This window comes from Ectopseudomonas khazarica (genome assembly GCF_004521985.1).
GTDB classification, from domain to species: domain Bacteria; phylum Pseudomonadota; class Gammaproteobacteria; order Pseudomonadales; family Pseudomonadaceae; genus Aquipseudomonas; species Aquipseudomonas khazarica.
The window spans coordinates 1-20664 of record NZ_SBHZ01000002.1 but is presented as its reverse complement, the minus strand read 5'-3'; the positions used below and the strand labels follow the sequence as shown (position 1 = coordinate 20664).

Sequence of the window (20664 nt, the reverse complement as noted above, 5' to 3'; positions counted from 1 at the left end):
TCTGATGCAAATAATTCTCATATAGATTATCGTTTGTAGATTGCCGTCGCTGTGCAGGAACAGCGGGCACGTCTTGCCGTGAGAGGAGTTGTCCTGATGAATAGTGTGAATCCCGCCGCCTTGCCGGCCATCGACCTGTACCGGGCCTGGCAGGCCCTGCGTCTCGAACAGCCCCGCCTGCGTGCCCGCGATGCGGCTGCCGTACTGGGTGTCAGCGAGGCCGAGCTGACCGCCAGTCGCCTCGGCGTGGATGCCGTGCGCCTGCGCTGTGACTGGCCCGAGTTGCTGCCTGCGCTGGGGACGCTGGGTTACATCATGGCGCTGACCCGAAACGAGCACTGCGTGCACGAGCGCAAGGGGCACTACCGCGAGGTTTCCGTCAGCGCCAATGGGGCGATGGGGTTGGTGGTCTCCGCCGACATCGACCTGCGCCTGTTCATGGCGCAGTGGGCCAGCGTGTTCGCCGTCGCCGAGAACGGCGAGCGTGGCGTGCAGCGCAGCATCCAGATCTTCGACCGCCAGGGGCTTGCGGTACACAAGGTCTACCTGACCGAGAGGAGCGACGACGCGGCCTGGGCACCGCTGGTCGAGCGCTTCCGGGCCGAGGTGCAGAGTGCCGAGCTGGAGCTGCTGCCGCCGGCCGAGCGCAGGGCGCCGCGTGGCGACGATCAGGTCGATGTGGGGGCACTGCGTGCCGACTGGGCCGCGCTGAAGGACACGCATCACTTCTTCGCCATGCTCAAGCGCCATGACCTGGCCCGTACTCAGGCCCTGCGCCTGGCCGGTCATCAGTGGGCCGAGCCGCTGGCCACCGCCGAACTGCCCAGGCTGATCGAGGCGGCGGCAGCGCGTGAGGTGCCGATCATGGTGTTCGTCGGTAACCGTCACTGCATCCAGATTCACACGGGGCCGGTGCGCAATCTGCGTTGGCTGGATAACTGGTTCAACGTGCTCGATGCCGAGTTCAACCTGCACCTGAGCACCCCTGGCGTGGTCGAGCTCTGGCGCGTGCGCAAACCCAGCGTGGATGGCGTGATCACCAGCCTGGAGGCCTATGACGAAGAGGGTGAACTGGTGGTCCAGCTGTTCGGGGCCCGCAAGCCGGGCATGGCCGAGCGTGACGACTGGCGCGAGCTGGCCGAGTCCATCGCGGCACTGGAGGCCTGACATGCGCTTGAGTGGAACCTTGGCGCTGTGCAGCGCCCTGCTGTTTGCTCCCCTGGCCAGTGCGGGCGAACTGCCGCAACGCTGGGTCAGCTCCGGTGGCTCGCTCAGCGAGTGGGTGGTGCGCCTGGGGGGCGAGAGCAAGCTGGTCGGCGTCGATACCACCAGCCTGCATCCACAATCGCTGCAGCAGTTGCCGAGCGTCGGCTATCAGCGGGCGTTGTCGGCGGAGGGGGTGCTGTCGCTGCACCCGGACGTGCTGATCGGTAGCGAAGAAATGGGGCCGCCTCCGGTGCTCGCGCAGATCAAGGCAGCCGGCATTCGTATCGAGAGCCTGTCGGCCAGGCCCGATCTGGATGCGCTCGAAAGCAATGTGCTGCGCCTGGGTGAACTGCTCGGCAGGCCGCAGCAGGCGCATGAAGAGATCGCGGCCTATCGCCAGGCCCTGCAGCATCAGGCGGCCTGGGTCGCCAAGGCGCGCGAGCAGCAGCCGGCACCGCGTGTGCTGATGCTGCTCGGTCATGCTGGCAGCAACCTCATGGCGGCCGGCAAGGACAGCCTGGCGGTGTGGCTGATCGAGCGGGCCGGTGGCGAGAGTCGCACCGAGCACAGCGGCTACAAGCCGATCTCCAGCGAGGCCTTGCTGGCGATGGACCCACAGGTGCTGATCGTAGCCGACCGCAGTCTGCAGGGGGAGGAGGCGCGTCAGGCGGTGCTGCGGCAGAATCCGCTGCTGGCGCAGACCAGCGCCGTGCGTGACGGCCGTGTGCTGAGCCTCGATCCGACGCTGCTGGTGGGCGGGCTCGGTCCGCGCCTGCCCGAGGGGCTGGTCGAGTTGTCGGCGGCGTTCTATCCTTCCGAGCCAGCTCTGACGGCCGAAATCGACCGATGAATCCTGTTTTTCGTCCCCGCCCATTGCTGCTGGCGATGGGCGTCCTCCTGCTGCTTTCGTTCTGGCTGTCGCTGGCCCTGGGGCCCGTCAGCCTGCCGCTGGGCGATACCCTGCTGGCCGCGTTGCGCTTGCTGGGCCTGCCCATCGACGGGGAGGGCCTGCAGCAGGCCGAGCTGATCCTCGGTCAGATACGCCTGCCGCGCAGCCTGCTGGGGCTGTGCGTGGGTATCGTGCTGGCGCTGTCCGGCGTGGCCATGCAGGGGCTGTTCCGCAACCCGCTGGCTGACCCCGGTCTGGTCGGGGTCGCCGGTGGTGCCGCGTTGGGTGCGGCTGTCGCCATCGTCGGCGGCAGCATGATCGGCGGTCTGCCGTCGGCCATCGCGCCTTATCTGCTGTCGCTCTGCGCGTTCAGCGGCGGTCTGATCGTGACTGCCGTGGTGTATCGCTTCGGGCGTCGCGACGGGCAGACCCACGTCGCCACCATGCTCCTGGCCGGGGTCGCGCTGACCGCGATGTCCGGCGCCGGTGTCGGCCTGTTCACCTACCTGGCCGATGACGCCACCCTGCGCAGCCTGACCTTCTGGAATCTGGGCAGCCTCAACGGCGCCAGCTATCCACGGCTGTGGCCGTTGCTGCTGGTGACCCTGGCTATCGCCTTGTGGCTGCCGCGCCGCGCCGCGGCGCTCAACGCGCTGCTGCTGGGCGAGTCCGAAGCGCGCCATCTGGGGGTCGATGTCGAGCGGATCAAGCTGGAGCTGGTGCTGTGCACGGCGCTGGGCGTCGGCGCTGCGGTGGCGGCGGCCGGCCTGATCGGTTTCATCGGCCTGGTGGTCCCGCACCTGATGCGTCTGCTGGTCGGCCCCGATCACCGGGTGCTGCTGCCGGCATCGCTGCTGGCCGGCGCCAGCCTGCTGCTGCTGGCCGATCTGCTGGCGCGCCTGCTGCTGGCGCCGGCGGAATTGCCGATCGGCATCGTCACGGCGTTGATCGGGGCGCCGTTCTTCCTTTATCTGCTGGTGCGGGGGCGAACCTGATGTTGCGCGCAGAACAGTTGAGCGTGCGCCGGGGCGGCAAAACCGTCCTGGGGGATATCGACCTGAGGTTGCAGCCTGGCGACGTGCTGGGCGTGCTCGGCCCCAATGGTGCCGGCAAGAGCACCCTGCTGGGGGCCCTGTGCGGGGAATTCGAGGCGAGCGCAGGACGGGTGACCCTGGATGCGCGCGCCCTGAGTGACTGGGATGGGCGTCAGCGGGCCCGGCGGCTGGCGGTGTTGCCGCAGAGTTCGACGCTGAGCTTCGCCTTCCCGGTGGAAGAGGTGGTCGGCATGGGGCGTCTGCCGCATGCCAGCGGGCGTGTGCGTGACGCCGAGATCGTCGCCATGGCGCTGCGCGCGGCCGATGCCGAGCACCTGCGTGGGCGCAGTTACCTGGCGCTGTCCGGTGGCGAGCGCCAGCGTGTGCACCTGGCGCGCGTGCTGGCGCAGCTCTGGCCGGGCGGAGAGGGGCAGGTGTTGCTGCTCGACGAGCCGACCTCGGCGCTCGATCCGTTGCACCAGCACACCACGCTGCAGGCGGTACGTGACTTCGCCAGCCAGGGTGCCGCGGTGCTGGTGATCCTGCATGACCTGAACCTGGCGGCGCGATACTGCGACCGTATTCTCCTGCTCCAGGCGGGACGCCCCCATGCCTTGGGCAGCCCCGACGAGGTGCTGCGGGCCGAGCCCCTGCGTGCGGTGTTCGGTCTGGACGTACTGATACAGCGACACCCGGAGCGCGGCCATCCACTGATCGTGGCGCGTTGACTCGATGTGGGAGCTTGCCATGCGAATACTGTTGCTGTGTTGCCTGTCCCTGCTGGTCGCCTGCCAGTCCAGAGGCGTACTGCCACCGCCGGCTCCTATCGCCAGCGAGGGGCGCGACCACGCCGACCTGGGGGTGATACTCGACCTGCGCAGCGGTGAGCGCATCACGCCGCAGCGACTGGTCGAGCGCCTGGCGCGGGCGTCGCGGGTCGTGGTCGGCGAGCAGCACGACAACCCGGATCACCACGCCCTGCAACTGTGGCTATCGCGTGAGCTGGCGGCCCGGCGTCCGCAGGGCAGTGTGCTGCTGGAAATGCTCAGCCCGAGCCAGCAGACCAGAGTCGATCAGGTCCGGGGCGAGACGCGTGCGGGGCGCCCTCCGCTCGACGCCATCCGGGCCCTGGCCTGGCAACCGGGGTGGGACTGGGCGATGTACGGTGCGCTGGTGCGTTACCAGCTGCGCCAGCCCTATCCATTGCTGGCGGCCAATCTGGACCGGGAAGAGATCATGCGCATCTATCAGCAGCGTCCGGCGCTGCAGGGGCAGGCCTCTACCGCTGCGGCGGTGCAGCAGCGGCTGCAGCGCGATATCCGCGAGTCGCACTGCGGCCTGCTCCCGGAGAGCCAGGTGCCGGCGATGCTGGCCGTGCAGCAGCAACGTGATCGGCGCATGGCCGAGGCATTGCTGGCAGCGCCGCGACCGAGCCTGCTGCTGGCAGGTGCCTTTCATGCGCGCAAGGACCTGGGGGTGCCGTTGCACCTGGCAGACCTCGGAGCGGGGCAGGGCAATGCCGTACTGATGCTGGCCGAAGTTGGGCGTCAGGTGGATGCATCGATGGCGGACTACGTCTGGTTCACCGCGGCGCAGCCGGAGCAGGACCACTGCGCCAAACTGCGACCCTAGCCGCCTTTCCCGGGATGGCTGCGGGGTATCCTCGGCGCTTTGCCGATCTGGAGCCTGCGCCATGCCCGCCGCTGTTCGCGACCTGCTGCACCGTTACTTCAATGCACTCAATGACCGCGATGTCCGTGCCTGTCTGGCGCTGGTCAGCGATGACCTGATCCTGGAGCCCAACCAGGGGTTCGCCGAGCATGGCCGCGCAGCCTTCGCGGACTACCTCGAGCGGCACATGCGGTGTTACCGCGAAACCCTCGAACAGCTGGTGATCCTGACCGATCCGCAGGGCGCCCATGCGGCCTGCGAGTACCACGTCGCCGGGGAGTACCTGGCAACCGACGATGGGCTGCCGGAGGCGTGCGGGCAACGCTACGCGCTGCGGGTAGGGGCGTTCTTCGAGATTCGCGAGGGGCTGATCAGCCGTATCAGCCTGCATTTCAATCTGCCGGACTGGCTGGCGCAGGTCGACGACTGAAGCGGCCGCAGCGTGTTTCGTGCGGGCAAAAAAAGACCCGGCAAAGAGCCGGGTCAATAACCGTGATTAGCCTGATGAGGAGATAATCTGAAGAGTCCGACTGAATGGTCTCTTTAGCTTATCGACTGATCTCGCGACCAGATGGGGTAATAATAACAATTATCATTTATCGGTCAACACCTTTTTGAGAATTTTTCTCATGAAACGCTGGTGCTGGAGAATCCTGCCGCGCAGGCAAAAAAAGACCCGGCAAAGAGCCGGGTCAATAACCGTGATTAGCCTGATGAGGAGATAATCTGAAGAGTCCGACTGAATGGTCTCTTTAGCTTATCGGCTGATCTCGCGATCAGTTGAGGCAATAATAACAATTCTCATTTTCATGTCAACGCCTTTTGAGAATTTTTCTCAAACCCGGGTGGCGGCCGCGATGAGCCTGCCCCTGAACGCAAAACCCCGGCATCTGGCCGGGGTTTTCTGTCGGGAGGCGATGATCAGGATTCGCCAGGCTGGCGCAGCTGGGTGATTTCCTTGTTCAGCAGGTCGATGCGGCGGGCCATGCTCTCGATCAGGCTATGGGCGATGCGCGGGTTGCTCTGCATCAGGCTGAGGAACTGCTCCTTGGGGATCACCATCACCGTGCAGGGTTCGCTGGCGATGACCGTGGCGCTGCGTTTCTCGCGGGTGAACACCGCCATGGCTCCGAATATCTCGTCCTTCTGCACGTCGCCGACCCGCTGGCCGTCGACATAGGCTTCGGCGTGGCCTTCGATGATGATGAACACGTGGTCGGCTTCATCGCCCTGATGGATCAGTTCCTCGCCAGCGGCAAAGTGCTGGAAGCCGGTGGCCGGACGGATTTCCGGCTGCTTGAGACGCGCCAGGGCGTCGGACAGCAGCGCCGTGTGACCGATCAGGTAGTGGATGAACTGTTCCTGGCGTTGCTCGTCGGCGTGAATGTGCTGGAACACTTCGCTGCGCGAGAAGGGAATCAGGCTGATGGGCTCCTCGCTGCTGTAGCGGCAGCTGGGCAGGTCGATCCCCTGGCGCAGGCCGACCAGATCGCCTTCCTGCAGGTAGAACAGCGGACGCTCGTCGACCACCGCGTGGAGCAGGCCGCTCTCGATGATGAACAGCTGGTTGCCCGGCAGCACCCGCGCCAGATCGTCGACTCGCTCCAGGCGAAGCGCTTCGCCTGCGGGTTGCAGCCCTTCCAGCAAGTGAGTGGGGATACTCTGCAGGCGATTGATCAACTGATCGGCGTAGGCCGGTTGCTCCCCGAGTAAATACATAACCGTAATTCCTTGAACTGGCTGGGCTGGCTGACCACACGAAGGTCCCTGAAACAATAGGCTGCGGCGGCGTTCGAGTAAATCACCTTGCGCTCGTGTTGTGAGCTAGCTCTTGTTGCAGGTCTGGGCTTCGTCCAGCTTGCCATTCAGTTCTGCCTTGTGCGCAGGCGGAAGTTCATTCCAGTGCACGTCGAGCAGGGCGCCCTCGATGGCGTATAGCAGCACCTTGGAGGCACGAAACCCACGGGCCCGCACGGCCCGGTAGGCCCCGACGGCACCGTAGCGACGCAGGTCGTTGGCGCTGTGGATGCCCACGGCGTGAAGCCATTGCGCCGAGGTCTTGCCCAGGTTCTTCAGGTGTTGCAGTTCGTCGTTCATCAGGCCTCCATGCGTGCGGCTGAAAATCACGTTGGCATGCCTGCTACTCAGTGTAGCGGCCAATTGCCTTGGTGCTTTTTGCGTCGCTACATCTGCGCAGTCACTTCGTGCGATAGCGCAAGCGTGTGCCGAAGTTCACCGACATGAGGATCTCGTCCGCAGTCAGTTCGACGGGGAAATAGGCGCCGGAAATCTGCGCGTGCGCCAGGCTCGCGCCTTCTATCCTGGCGTTGCGCAAGTCCAGGCCGCGCAGGTCGGCGCCACGGAAGTAGGCGTCGGTGAAGTTGATGCTTTCGGTGTCCAGATTGCGCAGGTCCAGGCCACGAAAGTCGCCGCCGGACAGGTCGACCTCGACGCCCTTGGGCTTCTGCGCATTGAAGCCTTGCACGTCGTCGTTATGCAGGAGGTGATAGAGCGGATGATCGAGCTGGCGTGGCTGACTCATGGCAGATACCGGTAGTGGTGTCACCGGCAGTATAGAAGCCCTGCCAGGCTTTGCCCGGCAGGGTGTGGCCAACCTCTGATGGGGTCAGATGCCGGGCAGGCGTTGGCGAATCTGCTCGACCAGGCCGTCGAGGCTGGCGCTGTCGTGCGTGTCGACGCGCTTGCTGTGGCTCAGCTCTTCGCTGCTGAGCGCTTCGCGACCGGCCTGCTGGGCCTTGATGACGTCCAGGGTCGCATCGGAAGGGTCCGTGCCCTCGCTTTGCCGTTGCTCCAGCCAGCCGGCGATCACCGCCTCGGGTGCATGGCAGTCGAGAATCAGGAACGGCGCGCCAAGCTCCTCGGCAACTTCGCTGGCTGCCTCGCGCTGAGCCGCCTTGAGGTAGGTGGCATCGATCACCACCGGGAAACCGGCCTGCAGGATCTGGCGGGCCAGCTGGTGCAGGCGGGTGTAGGTCGCCTGGCTGGCGTCCTCGCTGTAGATGCCGGCAGCCAGCTTGTCCTTGGCTGCGGCGTTCTGCTCGCCGAACAGGCGCTTGCGCTCGACGTCGGAACGCAGGCGAATGGTGCCCAGCGCTTCGACCAGGCGCATGGCCACGTGGCTCTTGCCGACGGCCGACACACCGTGGGTGATGGCCAGGAATGGCGAGGGGATGGCGCTGTAGCTCTCGGCCAGGGCGGCATAGCCGCGGTACTGGCGGAGAATGACGGCGCGCTGCACCGGGTCCTGCTCCTGGCCCAGGCGGAACAGGGCAACCTTGCCACGCACCATGGCGCGATAGGCCTTGTAGAAATTCAGCAGATGCAGGGCCGCGTAGTCACCCGTGTGTTCCAGCCAGCCACTGATGAAGCGGCGTGCCAGGCACTTGAGGCCACGGTCCTCGAGGTCCATCGCCAGGAAGCCGATGTCCGCGGTGACGTCGGTCATGCGGAAGGGTTCGTTGAATTCGATGCAGTCGAACAGCACCACGCGGCCATCGATCTGTGCCGCGTTGCCCAGGTGGATGTCGCCATGGCACTCACGGATGAAGCCCTGTGCCTTGCGCTCCGCCAGCAGCGGTTGCAGGCGATCGTAGCTCGACTGCGCCCAGGCCTCGAGTGCGTCGAGTTGCTGCAGGTCGTTCGCATCGCTGAGCATCGGGCGAATCTGCTCGAAGTTCTGCTGCACCGGTGCCATCACCGCCTCGGCGCTGCCCAGTGGGTGATCCTGAGGCACGACGGGGGCGTCCATGTGGAATCTGGCGATCTGCTCGGTAAGGGCGTCGATGTGGGCGTCGCCCAGCTCGCCGCGTGCCTGGATGGCGCTGAGCAGTTGCTCCTGGGGGAACTGGCGCATCTTCAGCGCGTATTCGATGGCCGGTGTGCTGCCGTCGAGGCTGGGAGCGTCTTCGCTGCCACCGATGGCCACGACTTCCAGGTACAGGTCCTGGGTCAGGCGCTGGTTGAGGCGCAGCTCTTCTTCACAGAAATGTCGACGTGCGTCGAGCTCGGTGAAGTCGAGAAAACCGAAGTTGACCGGCTTTTTGATCTTGTAGGCATGCTTGCCAGTGAGCAAAACCCAGGAAATGTGGGTCTCAATCACCTGAAACCCTTCCACGGGATGCGGATACAGGGCCGGGTTCTGCAATGCGGCAATCAGGGCTTGGCTCACGTTCGATCCTTGTTCTAGACGCTGTTCGAGCTGGGCATTATGGCCGCTGTGAGCTGCTCTGCAAACTGTCCGGGCGACGCTGCTGGCCCCTATCTAAAGTGCGTATAATTCCGCCATGACTCGAAAACGCTCTCCCCGCTCAAAGAAAAAGTCCCGCTCATCCGCTCTGCGTCCCTGGTTCGCCTGGGGCGTCAAGCTCGGCTTGGTCGGTCTGGTCATCCTGGCCGGTTTTGCCGTCTATCTCGATGCCGTCGTGCAGGAGAAGTTCTCCGGCAAGCGCTGGACGGTGCCGGCGAAGGTCTATGCCCGACCGCTGGAACTGTTCGTCGGGCAGAAACTGGCCAAGAACGACTTCCTGCGCGAACTCGATGCGCTGGGCTATCGCCGTGAAAGCGTGGTCAACGGTCCGGGGGCGGTGTCGGTCGCCGGCAACAACATCGAACTGCACAGCCGCGGTTTTCAGTTCTACGAAGGCGCCGAGCCGTCGCAGCGAGTCCGGGTACGCTTCTCCGGGGACTACGTCGCCGGCCTGAACAAGGGCGATGGCGGCGATCTGGCCGTGGCGCGGCTCGAGCCGCTGCTGATCGGCGGTCTGTACCCGGCGCATCAGGAGGATCGCATCCTGATCAAGCTGGATCAGGTTCCGGCCTATCTGATCGACGCGCTGGTGGCGGTGGAAGACCGCGACTACTTCGATCACTTCGGTGTTTCCCCCAAGGGGATCGCCCGTGCGCTGTGGATCAACGCCACCTCCGGGCGCCTGGTGCAGGGCGGTAGTACCCTGACCCAGCAGCTGGTGAAGAACTTCTACCTGAACAACGAGCGTACCCTGGCGCGCAAGGCCACCGAAGCCATGATGGCGGTGCTGCTCGAGCTGCATTACGACAAGCGCGAGATCCTCGAAGCCTACATGAACGAGGTGTTTCTCGGTCAGGATGGCCAGCGCGCCGTACACGGTTTCGGCCTGGCCAGTCAGTACTTCTTCAGCCAGCCCATTTCCGAGCTGAAGCTGGAGCAGGTGGCGTTGCTGGTGGGCATGGTCAAGGGGCCGACCTACTACAACCCCCGGCGCAACCCCGAGCGTGCGATGACCCGGCGCAACCTGGTGCTCGACCTGCTGGCCGAGCAGGGCACGATCACCGCCGAGGAAGCCGCCGCGGCCAAGCAGAAGCCGCTTGGCGTCACCACCCGTGGCAGCATGGCCGACAGCTCGTTCCCGGCCTTCCTCGACCTGGTCAAACGCCAGCTGCGCGAGGATTACCGCGAGCAGGACCTGACCGAAGAGGGCCTACGCATCTTCACCAGCTTCGACCCGATCCTGCAGCTCAAGGCCGAAGAGGCGCTGGCCGAAACGCTGAAGCGCCTGGCCGGGCGCAAGGGGGTCGACCAGGTGCAGGCCGGCATGGTGGTGACCAATCCCGAGACGGGTGAGGTGCAGGCGCTGATCGGCAGCCGCCAGCCACGCTTCGCCGGGTTCAACCGGGCAATGGATGCCGTGCGCCCCATCGGCTCGCTGATCAAACCCGCCATCTACCTGTCCGCGCTGGAGCGTCCCAGCCAGTACACGCTGACCAGCTGGCTGGAGGACGAGCCGTTCTCCATCAAGGGCCAGGATGGTCAGGTCTGGACGCCGCAGAACTACGACCGCAAGGCGCACGGCACGATCTACCTGTACCAGGGGCTGGCGCATTCCTACAACCTGTCCACGGCCAAGCTCGGCCTGGAGATCGGCGTGCCGAACGTGCTCAAGACCTTGGAGCGACTGGGTGTCGAGCGCAAGTGGCCGGCTTATCCTTCGATGCTCCTCGGGGCCGGAGCGCTGACGCCGATGGAAGTCGCGGGGATGTATCAGACCCTGGCCAACGGTGGCTTCAACACCCCGTTGCGCGGTATCCGCAGCGTGCTCACCGCCGAAGGCGAGCCGCTCGGTCGTTACCCGTTCAAGATCCAGCAGCGCTTCGATCCGGGGGCCATCTACCTGGTGCAGAACGCCATGCAGCGCACCATGCGCGAGGGCACGGGGCGCTCGGTGTACAGCCAGCTGCCCCGCTCGTTGAACCTGGCCGGCAAGACCGGTACCAGCAACGACTCGCGTGACAGCTGGTTCGCCGGGTTCAGTCAGGACCTGCTCTCTGTCGTCTGGCTGGGGCGCGATGACAACGGTCCCACCCCGCTGACCGGTGCAACCGGTGCGCTGCAGGTCTGGACGGGATTCATGCGCAAGGCCGATCCGTTGCCGCTGGACATGCCCATGCCGGATAACGTCACCCTGGCCTGGGTGGATCGCCAGACCGGTCTCGGCTCGGCGTCGGGCTGCCCGGATGCGGTGCAGATGCCTTATATTCGCGGCAGCGAACCCAGTCCTGGCTCCGCCTGCGGTATTCAGGCGCCCGTGGAGTCGGTGATGGACTGGGTACGGGGCTGGTTGGATTGACGGCCGGGGTGCGTTCCCCGGCGTGAGCTGAAGAGGATTGGATGTGAACAAGAAGTGGCTTGTGGCCTTGCTGGCAACGACGACCCTGGCAGGCTGTAGTACGGTGCCGCGTGGCTCGATTCCCGTCGTCGATGCGGGCACGCCGCTGTCGGCTGGTCGTGTCTCCGATAACGCCGCCTCCGCGCCTGCCGGTGCGCAGTCGCAGCCGTTCGAAGAGGACTCCGGCGTGGTGGTGATGGTGCCTCAGGGCGCCGCTTCCGCGCCATTGCAGACCGGACCGCAGGGCGCTCCCGCCAACGGTGGGCTGACCTTCGACGAGCCGCCGGTGAGCATGGGGCAGGGCGGCTTCGACTCGTCCTCCGTGCCGAGTGCGCCCAGCGGCATTCCCAGTGGTGGTGGCCTGGCGGCCGACGAGCAGCTGGATGGGCCGGTCCTGGCGCTGCTGACCACCGCGCAGCAGCAACAGGGCGGTGGTGATCTTAATGGCGCCGCCTCGAGTCTCGAGCGCGCCCAGCGTATCGCGCCGCGTGAGCCGCAGGTGCTCTACCGCCTGGCCGAGGTGCGCCTGGCGCAGGGCGATGCGGCTCAGGCCGAACAGTTCGCCCGTCGCGGCCTGACCTATGCCAGTGGCCGTCCTGCCCTGCAGGCCAGTTTGTGGAACCTGATTGCCCAGGCGCGTGAGCGGCAGGGCGACTCCGCCGGCGCGGCGCAGGCCCGTGAGCGCGCGCGGGTGAGCCTCTGATGGATGCACGAGTGAATGCGCTGGCCGAGCATCTGCTGCTCATCGAGCGTGAGTTGCGCGTACTGGGCTGGTGGCAGGAGCAGGCGCCCAGCGCAGAAGCGCTGGCCAGCCAGGAGCCGTTCTGTGTCGACACCCTGACCTTCGAGCAGTGGTTGCAGTGGATCTTCCTGCCGCGGATGAAACAGTTGCTGGAGGCGGATGCGGCCTTGCCATCGGTGTCGGGAATCCAGCCGATGGCCGAGATGGTGTACCGCGAGCAGTCGGGTGTCACCCGTCGCTTGCTAGAGCTGCTGGGTGAGTTCGATCGCCTGTTGACGCGCACGTCCTGAGGACGCGCGCGTTCGGTGTCACTTGCAGGTTTCGGCGATGGACTTCTTCAGTTCGGTGATGCGTTCCTGGCGTTCGTCTTCGTTGATGCGACGCAGCTCGCCCTCTACCTCGAGTCGGAGGCGCGGGTTGTTTTCCAGCTGAGCCAGGTTGGTGCGGGCATTTTCACAGTACCTCTTGCGTTCGGCTTCCTGCTTCGCCACGTCTTGCTTGACCTTGTTATCGATGGCCGCCTGCTCGGGGTCGGCTTGCTCGACGGCCGGTGCCGGCGCGCTGGGCGCCGGGCGCGGTGGTGGTGCAGAGGTGTTGATGGTGGTGGACTGCTGGCCCTGAGGCGGTTGTGCGCCGAAGTGGGTCACGCCGTTGTCGTCCACCCACTTGTAGACCTGGCTGGCCATTGCGGTTGCGCTCAGGGCGAGTATCAGACTGCCCGTTAGAATCATGTGGCGCATGCTGTTTCCTTTGTCGAGAGCTGCGGTACTGCTGGTTACTATAACCAAAAGCCAGGGATCTTCATCCTGCGCTGCGTCACAGCCGCACTTCGAATAATAGGTCAAGCATCTCTTGACTTGCCTTCGTCGAACCCGAACAATCCAGCCTTCCCCGTAGTGGAGTCCGCCGCAAGCGTCCTCCAGCTCGGGGGAAAGAGGCGCTACCCGCGCCGAACCGTGACACCCGCAACGCGTTACCTCGCGCTGGGAGGGCCAGCCCCGCAAGACCATGGGCTGCTCCGTTACTCGTCAAGCTGATGTTCCGAATCCACGATCACCGTCGTGCGTGTCCGCTGACAGTAAGAACCTACTTAGGGCTACCCGTTGGCGGGTGGCATACTGGCGTTCAAGAGGTGAACAACGTGGAGCTTTTATCCGGCGCTGAAATGGTCGTCCGCTTCCTGCGTGACGAAGGCGTTAAGCACATCTATGGGTACCCTGGCGGTGCTCTCCTGCATATCTACGATGCCCTGTTCAAAGAACCGGAAGTGACCCATATCCTGGTGCGTCACGAACAGGCTGCGACCCACATGGCTGACGGCTATGCCCGTGCCACCGGCAAGGCCGGCGTGGTGCTGGTGACTTCCGGCCCGGGCGCGACCAATGCGATTACCGGCATTGCCACTGCCTACATGGACTCCATCCCGATGGTGGTGATCTCCGGCCAGGTGCCGAGCGCCATGGTCGGCACCGATGCCTTCCAGGAAACCGACATGGTCGGTATTTCCCGTCCGATCGTGAAGCACAGCTTCATCATCAAGCACCCGTCGGAAATCCCCGAGGTGCTGAAGAAGGCTTTCTATCTCGCCGAGTCCGGTCGTCCGGGGCCGGTGGTGGTGGACATCCCCAAAGACATGGGCGATCCCACCCAGAAGTTCGAATACGTGTACCCGAAGAAGGTCAAGCTGCGGTCGTACAGCCCGGCCGTACGCGGTCACTCCGGGCAGATCCGCAAGGCAGCCGAGATGCTGCTGGCGGCCAAGCGCCCGGTGATGTACTCCGGTGGTGGCGTGATCATGGGTGGCGCCTCTGCGCCGCTGACCGAGCTGGCGCAGATGCTCAACCTGCCGGTGACCAATACCCTGATGGGCCTGGGCGGCTATCCGGGCACTGACCGCCAGTTCCTCGGCATGCTCGGCATGCACGGCAGCTACACCGCCAACTTGGCCATGCACCACGCCGATGTGATCCTCGCCGTGGGTGCGCGCTTCGATGACCGCGTGATCAACGGCGCGGCCAAGTTCTGCCCGAACGCCAAGATCATCCATATCGATATCGACCCGGCTTCGATCTCCAAGACCATCAAGGCCGACATTCCTATCGTGGGCCCGGTGGACAGCGTGCTGACCGAGATGGTCGCCATCCTCAAGGAAATCGGTGAGACCCCGAACAAGGACACCGTGGCCAGCTGGTGGAAGCAGATCGACGAGTGGCGCGGTAGCGGCCGCCTGTTCCCCTACAACGAGGGCGACGGCTCGATCATCAAGCCGCAGAGCGTGATCGAAACACTGTGCGAAGTGACCCGTGGCGATGCCTACGTCACCTCCGATGTCGGTCAGCACCAGATGTTCGCGGCGCAGTACTACCGCTTCAACAAGCCCAATCGCTGGATCAACTCCGGTGGCCTGGGCACCATGGGCTTCGGTTTCCCTGCCGCCATGGGCATCAAGCTGAACTTCCCGGACGCCGACGTGGCGTGCGTGACTGGCGAAGGCAGCATCCAGATGAACATTCAGGAACTGTCGACCTGCCTGCAGTACGACCTGCCGGTGAAGATCGTCAACCTGAACAACGGTGCGCTGGGCATGGTCCGCCAATGGCAGGACATGCAGTACAACAGCCGTTATTCGCACTCCTACATGGAGTCGCTGCCCGACTTCGTCAAGCTGGCCGAGGCCTATGGCCACGTCGGCATGCGCATCACCCAGCTCAAGGACCTCAAGTCCGGTCTGGAAGAAGCCTTCGCCATGAAGGATCGCTTGGTGTTCCTCGACATTGCCGTGGACGACAGCGAGCACGTCTATCCGATGCAGATCAGAGACGGTGCGATGCGTGACATGTGGCTGAGCAAGACGGAGCGGACCTAAGATGCGACATATCATTTCCCTGTTGCTGGAAAACGAACCGGGCGCACTGTCCCGCGTGGTCGGTCTGTTCTCGCAGCGCAACTACAACATCGAAAGCCTTACCGTGGCGCCCACCGAGGATCCGACGCTGTCGCGCCTGACCCTGACCACCGTGGGGCATGACGAGGTCATCGAGCAGATCACCAAGAACCTCAACAAGCTGGTCGAGGTGGTGAAGCTGGTCAACCTGTCGGAAAGCGCCCATATCGAGCGCGAACTGATGCTGGTCAAGATCAAGGCCACCGGCGCCCAGCGCGCCGAGGTCAAGCGCACCACCGACATCTTCCGTGGCCAGATCGTGGATGTGACCAGCAGCGTCTACACCGTGCAGCTGACCGGCACCAGCGACAAGCTGGACAGCTTCATCCAGGCCATCGGCACCGCGTCGATCCTGGAGACGGTACGCAGCGGTGTCACGGGCATCTCGCGTGGCGACAAGGTACTGAGTATCTGAAGTAGCCTGAGTGTCCTGCTGAACAGAAGCCCCGCCTCGTGCGGGGCTTTTTCATGGTCAGAGGTATGCTTGCCAGCGACATGCCCGGCAGGGCGTCTGCCCGAATTCAGCGCTGGCGGTTCCAGAACGCGGCGATCAACGGGTCCTTGAGGCGCTTCTCCAGGGCGAACAGGCCGATGTCATACGCGGCCAGCGGCGGCTGAATATCGTAGATGCGGATGCGTGCGGTCAGTGGGCTGTTGTCGAGCACGATCTGCGGCACCACGCCGATGCCGAAGCCCAGGCTGACCATGCTGACGATGGCCTCGTTGCCGCTCACTTGGGCATAGATACGCGGCTTGATGTTATGGCTTTTCAGCCAGCGATCCGTGCGCGTGCGCGCCAGCCCTTCCTCCGAGAGAATCATCGGCACGTCCTTCCAGCTGTCCGCCGTGGGCTGCCGGAGTTGCTCGTCGCTCAGCAACTGCGGGGATTGCGGGCCGATGAAGCGCAGTTCCGAGCGGGTGATCGACTGGAAGTCGACCCCCGCCGGCAGGTTGTTCGGGCGCGCGCCGATGGCGAGGTCCTCGAGCCCTTGCTGTACCCGTTCCACGGCTTTCGCCGGATCGCCGGTGTGCAGCTTCATCTCGATGCGAGGGTAGTCCTGACGGAAGCTGCTGAGAATGTCGTAGAGGAAGCTGTAGCTCGCAGTGACCGAGCAGTACAGGGACAGCTCGCCGTGCAGGCTCTGCTGGTCCTGCATGAAGGTCTGGCGGATGGCCTGCCAGCCATTCATGACATCACTGGCGTACTCGCGAAACTGTTGCCCCTCGCGTGTCAGGCGCACGGAGCGGTTGTCGCGCACGAACAGCGTCGCGCCCAGTTCTTCCTCCAGCTGCTTGATGCTGCGGCTGAGCGCGGACGGGCTGACGTGCTGTTCACGGCTGGTCTTGCCGAAGTGCAGGTTGTCGGCCAGGGAAAGAAAGAGCCTGAGGGAGTGACTGTCCATGATGCGTTTCAGATATCGGCACGTTGTGTTGCAAATATATCATTTTACGCAACGGGATAGATCACATAAGGTTTCTCTGTCGCGGTGCTTGCACCCCATCCCTTTCGATTCAGAAGAGCCAAGAACATGAAAGTTTATTACGACAAAGATTGCGACCTCTCCATCATCCAGGGCAAGAAAGTCGCCATCATCGGTTACGGCTCCCAGGGCCACGCTCAGGCCTGCAACCTGAAGGACTCCGGTGTCGACGTCACCATCGGTCTGCGCAAAGGCTCCGCAACCGTGGCCAAGGCCGAAGCTCACGGCCTGAAAGTGACCGACGTCGCCAGCGCCGTTGCCGCTGCCGATCTGGTCATGATCCTGACCCCGGACGAATTCCAGGGCCAGCTGTACAAGAACGAGATCGAGCCGAACATCAAGCAGGGCGCTACCCTGGCCTTCTCCCACGGCTTCGCCATCCACTACAACCAGGTCGTACCGCGTGCCGACCTCGACGTGATCATGATCGCGCCGAAGGCTCCGGGTCACACCGTACGCACCGAGTTCGTCAAGGGCGGCGGCATCCCTGACCTGATCGCCGTTTACCAGGACGCTTCCGGCAACGCCAAGAATGTTGCCCTGTCCTACGCTTCGGGCGTTGGTGGCGGCCGTACCGGCATCATCGAAACCACCTTCAAGGACGAGACCGAAACCGACCTGTTCGGTGAGCAGGCCGTTCTCTGTGGTGGCACCGTCGAACTGGTCAAGGCCGGTTTCGAAACCCTGGTCGAAGCCGGTTATGCGCCGGAAATGGCCTACTTCGAGTGCCTGCACGAACTGAAGCTGATCGTTGACCTCATGTACGAAGGCGGCATCGCCAACATGAACTACTCGATCTCCAACAACGCCGAGTACGGCGAGTACGTCACCGGTCCGGAAGTGATCAACGCCGAGTCCCGCCAGGCCATGCGCAACGCCCTGAAGCGCATCCAGGACGGCGAGTACGCCAAGATGTTCATCAGCGAAGGTGCCACTGGCTACCCGTCGATGACTGCCAAGCGTCGTAACAACGCTGCGCACGGCATCGAAGTGATCGGTGAGCAACTGCGCGGCATGATGCCGTGGATCGCTGCCAACAAGATCGTCGACAAGACCAAGAACTAAGGTCTGCGATGTGCGAAAGAACGCGGCTTTATGCCGCGTTTTTTCGTTCTGCGGCGAGGCTTCTGGTATAAAGCCTGCTCGCTTGGTGGCGAACTGAGTCCAGTCGCCCCGGTTGAAATTCGTCAAACCCGTTGCAAGGTGCTGTTCATGAGTGAAGGTCCCGAGGATCAAAAGCCGGCCGGCGACAATCTGGAAAGCCTGCTGCCGATCGACGAGCACATAGAGGAAGGGCAGGACGCCGAAGGGCGCAAAGTTCGTCACCGCGGCATCTACCTGCTGCCCAATCTGTTCACCACGGCAAACCTGTTCGCCGGTTTCTACTCCATCATCAACGCGATGAACGGCAACTTCTACGTCGCTGCCGCCACGGTGTTCGTCGCCATGGTGCTCGATAGCCTGGATGGCCGAGTCGCTCGACTGACCAATACGCAGAGCGCCTTCGGCGCCGAGTACGACTCGCTCTCGGACATGGTCGCCTTCGGCGTCGCTCCCGCACTGCTGGCGTTCGAGTGGGCCCTGGGCAGCATGGGCAAGGTCGGCTGGATGGTCGCCTTCATCTATGTCGCCGGTGCGGCGCTGCGCCTGGCGCGCTTCAACACGCAGATCGGCAGCGTCGACAAGCGCTACTTCATCGGCCTGGCCAGTCCGGCGGCCGCGGGTGTGGTTGCCGGCACCGTCTGGGCCTTCAGCGATTTCGGTATCAAGGGCTCGAACATGTCCTTCGCCGTTGCGCTGCTGGTGGCTGCCGCCGGCTGTCTGATGGTCAGCAACATCAAGTACTACAGCTTCAAGGACCTCGACCTGAAAGGGCGTGTGCCGTTCGTGGCCATCCTGGCGGTGGTCCTGGTGTTCGCCGTGGTGTTCAGCGACCCGCCGCGTATCCTGCTGCTGATCTTCCTCGCCTATGCGGTGTCCGGGCCGATCCAGTACCTGTTGCAGTTGCGTCGTCGCAAATCCGTCTGACGGTGTAATTTCTCCTCTACTCCGTGGTCTACAGTTCGTTTCTCGAACTGTAGTCGCGGGGTTGCCATGCTCATCCGAGTTCCTTCTTCCTCTCGGGCTCTCGAGTCCGAAGTCACGCCCGAGTCCGTTTACCTGTCCCGTCGCAAGCTGATGCAGGGCTCGCTGGCGCTGGCGGCCATGGCTGCGCTGCCGGGCTGGGCAAGCGCCGAGTCGCAGGGTGTCTATGCCGATGTCGAGCCGGCGAAGGCGCCCGGCTGGTTCGACGAGAAACTGTCGGCCGCGCGCTGGCAGGCGATGACCGTCGAAGGGGAGAGCATCACGCCCTTCAGGGATGCGACCCACTACAACAACTTCTACGAGTTCGGGACCGGCAAGGGCGATCCTGCCGCCAGGGCCGGCTCGCTGCAGGTCGAGCCCTGGACCGTGACAGTCGATGGCGAGGTGGGCAAGCCGGGGCGCTATGCCATCGAAGACCTGGTCAAGCCTCATGCATTCGAAGAGCGCATCTACCGGCTGCGCTGTGTCGAGGCCTGGTCCATGGTTATTCCCTGGCTGGGTTTCCCCCTGGCTGATCTGCTCAAACAGGTCGAGCCGACCTCCTCGGCGCGTTACGTGCGTTTCGAAACGCTGGTGGACCATGAGCACATGCCGGGGCAGCGCTCGGGCTTTTCCCTGATCGACTGGCCTTATGTAGAAGGCTTGCGCATGGACGAGGCCATGCACCCGCTGGCCTTCATGGCCGTCGGCATGTATGGGCGGGTACTGCCCCATCAGAACGGTGCGCCGTTGCGTCTGGTGGTGCCCTGGAAATATGGCTTCAAGAGCATCAAGTCGATCGTGCGCATCAGCCTGGTGGCCGAGGCGCCCGCGACCACCTGGGAGCGCATCGCGCCGAACGAATACGGCTTCTATGCCAACGTCAATCCGCAGGTCGATCACCCGCGCTGGTCGCAGGCCACCGAGCGCAGGCTGCCCAGTGGGCTGTTCAGTCCGAACGTGATCGATACCCGGATGTTCAACGGCTATGACGAGGTGGCCGGGCTGTATGCCGGGATGGACCTGGCGAGGTACTACTGATGCGTTATCGATTATGGCGTGTCGGCGTGTTCCTGGCCGCCTCTGCACCGCCGCTGTACTGGTTGTATCTGGCGCTGTTCGGCCTGCTCGGGCCTGATCCTGGCAAGACCCTGGTGGACAACCTGGGGCTGGGTGCTCTGATTCTGCTGCTGATCACACTGGCCATGACTCCTCTGCAGCAGCTCAGCCGCTGGGGGGGATGGATCGCCGTGCGCCGCCAGCTCGGTCTGTGGTGCTTCACCTATGTCACCCTGCATCTTTCGGGGTACGTGTTGTTCATTGCCGGGCTGCGTCTGGATCTGGTGCTGCGCGATCTCTACGAGCGCCCATACATCATTGTCGGTGCGCTGGCGTTTCTTGGCTTGCTGGCACTGGCTGTGACCTCCAACCGTTTCAGCATCAGAAAGCTGGGGCGCAAGTGGAAGGCACTGCATCGTCTGGTCTACGGCATTCTGCTGCTGGCGCTGTTGCATATGCTCTGGGTCGTCCGGGCGGACCTGGGAGAGTGGCTGGCCTATGCCCTCATCGGTGGGGCGCTGCTGGCGATGCGCTTCAGTGTCGTGGCGAAGGCATTGCAGCGTGCAGGGACCGGCCTGCGTGAAAATCCGAAGAAAGTTGCAATTTAAGCTTGACGCGCGCTCCGTGGGCGGTAGAATGCGCGCCACTTCAGCCATGAAGCTCTTCGAAAACTTCTTGTTAATCAATAAGTTAAGTTTAAAAGAGGGGTTGCAAAGCTGGATCGGGTGTGTAGAATGCGCGCCGGTCGACAGGGTGGTGGTTGAGTCCTGTTGGTGATTCGGTCAAGTGGATCGAAAGCGGTAGAAAAGAGGTGGTTGACAGCGGTTTTGAACGCTGTAGAATGCGCCTCCCGCTGGAGAGAAGAAGCTCTGATCGAAAGCGCAAGTGGTTGAGTAGAAAGAAAAAATTCTT

Annotated in this window: 21 protein-coding genes; 15 read left to right on the top strand and 6 right to left on the bottom strand. The window is 63.8% G+C overall.

Features of this window, described 5'->3' with window-relative positions:
- Positions 1-96: 96 nt before the first annotated feature.
- From EPK82_RS01920 to EPK82_RS01895, 6 genes are all read left to right on the top strand, one after another.
- Complete coding sequence (locus tag EPK82_RS01920; RefSeq protein ID WP_134675633.1) at positions 97-1167, top strand: hemin-degrading factor; 1071 nt, start codon at positions 97-99, stop codon at positions 1165-1167.
- A gap of 1 nt (position 1168) precedes the next feature.
- The gene (locus tag EPK82_RS01915) at positions 1169-2056 is read left to right on the top strand and encodes a heme/hemin ABC transporter substrate-binding protein (RefSeq protein WP_134675632.1); all 888 of its coding nucleotides are present in this window, start codon (positions 1169-1171) and stop codon (positions 2054-2056) included.
- Entirely contained in the window at positions 2053-3090 is a 1038-nt protein-coding gene (locus EPK82_RS01910) for a FecCD family ABC transporter permease (RefSeq protein WP_134675631.1), read from the top strand. Before EPK82_RS01915 ends, EPK82_RS01910 begins: the two co-directional genes overlap by 4 nt.
- Entirely contained in the window at positions 3090-3857 is a 768-nt protein-coding gene (locus EPK82_RS01905) for a heme ABC transporter ATP-binding protein (RefSeq protein WP_134675630.1), read from the top strand. The genes EPK82_RS01910 and EPK82_RS01905 overlap by 1 nt, the downstream gene beginning before the upstream one ends.
- A gap of 19 nt (positions 3858-3876) precedes the next feature.
- Positions 3877-4761 (top strand): ChaN family lipoprotein, encoded by an 885-nt coding sequence (locus tag EPK82_RS01900; RefSeq protein WP_134675629.1) that lies wholly within the window; start codon positions 3877-3879, stop codon positions 4759-4761.
- Positions 4762-4822: 61 nt separating this feature from the next.
- Positions 4823-5230, top strand: coding sequence for a nuclear transport factor 2 family protein (locus EPK82_RS01895; RefSeq protein ID WP_134675628.1), 408 nt, complete (start codon positions 4823-4825; stop codon positions 5228-5230).
- A gap of 491 nt (positions 5231-5721) precedes the next feature.
- Here EPK82_RS01895 and EPK82_RS01890 read toward each other — a convergent pair whose 3' ends face one another.
- From EPK82_RS01890 to EPK82_RS01875, 4 genes are all read right to left on the bottom strand, one after another.
- Entirely contained in the window at positions 5722-6519 is a 798-nt protein-coding gene (locus EPK82_RS01890) for a Crp/Fnr family transcriptional regulator (protein ID WP_047585437.1), read from the bottom strand.
- A 105-nt stretch (positions 6520-6624) separates the two neighbouring features.
- Positions 6625-6897, bottom strand: a complete 273-nt coding sequence (locus tag EPK82_RS01885; protein WP_037057288.1) for a TfoX/Sxy family protein — start codon at positions 6895-6897, stop codon at positions 6625-6627.
- 100 nt (positions 6898-6997) lie between these two features.
- Positions 6998-7342 carry a pentapeptide repeat-containing protein gene (locus EPK82_RS01880; RefSeq protein ID WP_037057286.1) on the bottom strand — a complete coding sequence of 115 codons (345 nt, stop codon included), beginning with the start codon at positions 7340-7342 and terminating at the stop codon, positions 6998-7000.
- Positions 7343-7426: 84 nt separating this feature from the next.
- A complete protein-coding gene (locus EPK82_RS01875) occupies positions 7427-8989 on the bottom strand; it encodes a bifunctional aminoglycoside phosphotransferase/ATP-binding protein (RefSeq protein ID WP_134675627.1) in 1563 nt (520 codons plus the stop codon).
- 115 nt (positions 8990-9104) lie between these two features.
- Here EPK82_RS01875 and mrcB point away from each other — a divergent pair, with 115 nt between their 5' ends.
- The 3 genes from mrcB to EPK82_RS01860 are packed head-to-tail and all read left to right on the top strand — an operon-like array spanning position 9105 to position 12494.
- Positions 9105-11423: a penicillin-binding protein 1B gene (gene mrcB / locus EPK82_RS01870; protein WP_134675626.1), complete on the top strand. Its 2319-nt coding sequence runs from the start codon at positions 9105-9107 to the stop codon at positions 11421-11423.
- Between the two features lie 43 nt (positions 11424-11466).
- Positions 11467-12165, top strand: a complete 699-nt coding sequence (locus EPK82_RS01865; RefSeq protein WP_167494320.1) for a tetratricopeptide repeat protein — start codon at positions 11467-11469, stop codon at positions 12163-12165.
- Positions 12165-12494, top strand: coding sequence for a YqcC family protein (locus tag EPK82_RS01860; protein ID WP_134675625.1), 330 nt, complete (start codon positions 12165-12167; stop codon positions 12492-12494). Before EPK82_RS01865 ends, EPK82_RS01860 begins: the two co-directional genes overlap by 1 nt.
- A gap of 18 nt (positions 12495-12512) precedes the next feature.
- On the opposite strand, the gene EPK82_RS01855 is transcribed toward EPK82_RS01860, so the two are convergent.
- Positions 12513-12944, bottom strand: a complete 432-nt coding sequence (locus tag EPK82_RS01855; RefSeq protein ID WP_134675624.1) for a DUF4124 domain-containing protein — start codon at positions 12942-12944, stop codon at positions 12513-12515.
- 401 nt (positions 12945-13345) lie between these two features.
- Between EPK82_RS01855 and EPK82_RS01850 the strand changes: the two genes are divergently transcribed.
- Both EPK82_RS01850 and ilvN read left to right on the top strand, forming a co-directional pair.
- On the top strand, positions 13346-15070 hold the full coding sequence (locus tag EPK82_RS01850; protein WP_037057293.1) for an acetolactate synthase 3 large subunit: 1725 nt from the start codon (positions 13346-13348) through the stop codon (positions 15068-15070).
- A 1-nt stretch (position 15071) separates the two neighbouring features.
- On the top strand, positions 15072-15563 hold the full coding sequence (gene ilvN, locus EPK82_RS01845; protein ID WP_037057275.1) for an acetolactate synthase small subunit: 492 nt from the start codon (positions 15072-15074) through the stop codon (positions 15561-15563).
- 106 nt (positions 15564-15669) lie between these two features.
- Here the strand turns inward: ilvN and ilvY are convergent, their stop codons facing one another.
- The gene (ilvY, locus tag EPK82_RS01840; RefSeq protein ID WP_134675623.1) at positions 15670-16551 is read right to left on the bottom strand and encodes an HTH-type transcriptional activator IlvY; all 882 of its coding nucleotides are present in this window, start codon (positions 16549-16551) and stop codon (positions 15670-15672) included.
- 126 nt (positions 16552-16677) lie between these two features.
- Here ilvY and ilvC point away from each other — a divergent pair, with 126 nt between their 5' ends.
- The 4 genes from ilvC (at position 16678) to msrQ (ending at position 20360) form a co-directional block, all read left to right on the top strand.
- Positions 16678-17694 carry a ketol-acid reductoisomerase gene (gene ilvC, locus EPK82_RS01835; protein WP_037057270.1) on the top strand — a complete coding sequence of 339 codons (1017 nt, stop codon included), beginning with the start codon at positions 16678-16680 and terminating at the stop codon, positions 17692-17694.
- 147 nt (positions 17695-17841) lie between these two features.
- Positions 17842-18657, top strand: coding sequence for a CDP-diacylglycerol--serine O-phosphatidyltransferase (gene pssA, locus EPK82_RS01830; RefSeq protein ID WP_037057267.1), 816 nt, complete (start codon positions 17842-17844; stop codon positions 18655-18657).
- A 66-nt stretch (positions 18658-18723) separates the two neighbouring features.
- On the top strand, positions 18724-19734 hold the full coding sequence (msrP, locus tag EPK82_RS01825) for a protein-methionine-sulfoxide reductase catalytic subunit MsrP (protein ID WP_134675622.1): 1011 nt from the start codon (positions 18724-18726) through the stop codon (positions 19732-19734).
- Positions 19734-20360 (top strand): protein-methionine-sulfoxide reductase heme-binding subunit MsrQ, encoded by a 627-nt coding sequence (msrQ, locus tag EPK82_RS01820; protein ID WP_134675621.1) that lies wholly within the window; start codon positions 19734-19736, stop codon positions 20358-20360. The genes msrP and msrQ overlap by 1 nt, the downstream gene beginning before the upstream one ends.
- The last annotated feature ends 304 nt before the right edge of the window (positions 20361-20664 follow it).